We start from the raw sequence: 1106 nt of genomic DNA on the forward strand, positions 1-1106 counted from the left end.
CATGCTCCACTTGAGTTCTTACTTGCATCGGCCAACCTTAGGCGTGCGTATCAACGCGTAGTCAGCAACAAGGGCGCACCGGGTGCCGATGGCATGACGGTCGACCAGTTGGCGGGCTACATGAAACAGTATTGGCCGATTCTCAAGACTCGGTTGTTGGCCGGCGAGTATCATCCGCAAGGTGTACGCGCCGTCGACATCTCCAAACCCAAAGGCGGAACACGGCAACTGGGTATTCCCTGCGTTGTGGATGGCCTTATCCAACAGGCTCTGCTGCAACAGCTCACGCCGATCTTCGATCCGCTGTTCTCGGACTATAGCTACGGTTTTCGTCCAGGCAGAAGCGCTCACCAAGCCATCGAAACTGCCCCGTGGTCATGTGGCGGCGGGTCATCGCTGGTGCGTGGAACTTGATCTGGAGAAGTTCTTTGATCGGGTCAACCACGATGTATTGATGGCGTACATCGAGCGTCAAATCGAAGACAAGCGGGTGCTCACGCTGATCCGCCGTATACGGTACCGTACGTACGGTGGTGTGAGAGGACGACGGATGTAAATCCGCCTCCTACTCGATTCTGACGACAGGTGTAGTGGAGCGCCTTTCATCGCTCAATAAAAAATTACGGCTATCATAATCTGTTTGAATTATGCCTATAATTCATGCTGAAGCGTACTGTCATTGAGGCGCTCACTTCCCCAGCCATCTTCCCTGGAGCACAGTCATGACTTCCACCCAGTCCCAAGGTACAGCCCTCGTCACCGGTGCATCTTCCGGTATCGGTGCGATTTACGCCGAGCGGTTGGCAGCGCGTGGTTTTGATTTGTTGTTGGTTGCTCGGGACGAGCAGCGTCTTGAGGCTGCAGCGAGCAATTTGCGCGTCGAGCACGGTGTTCAGGTGGAAGTGCTCAAGGCAGACCTGACTCAAAGGGATGATGTGCTCAAGGTCGAACAACGCCTTCGCAGTGATTCGAGTATCAGCCTGTTGCTGAACAACGCCGGTGTCGCGGCGGATGGCCTGCTGGCGAATGCTGACATGGAGCAACTGGAAAAACTGATTCAACTGAACGTCACCACGGTCACACGCCTGGCATCGGCGGCGGCCGCC

General features: G+C 55.6%; 1 protein-coding gene and 1 pseudogene. Both read left to right on the top strand.

Annotation, left to right across the window (positions count from 1 at the left end; translation table 11 throughout):
• A pseudogene (locus PMI22_RS20825) lies at window positions 1–511 on the top strand (reverse transcriptase domain-containing protein); the annotation flags it as partial.
• Between the two features lie 211 nt (window positions 512–722).
• Window positions 723–1106 (top strand): SDR family NAD(P)-dependent oxidoreductase (locus PMI22_RS20820; protein WP_007944380.1); only part of this gene is annotated, 384 nt, incomplete at its 3' end.

The organism is Pseudomonas sp. GM21, assembly GCF_000282215.1.
In the GTDB taxonomy this organism is placed as follows: domain Bacteria; phylum Pseudomonadota; class Gammaproteobacteria; order Pseudomonadales; family Pseudomonadaceae; genus Aquipseudomonas.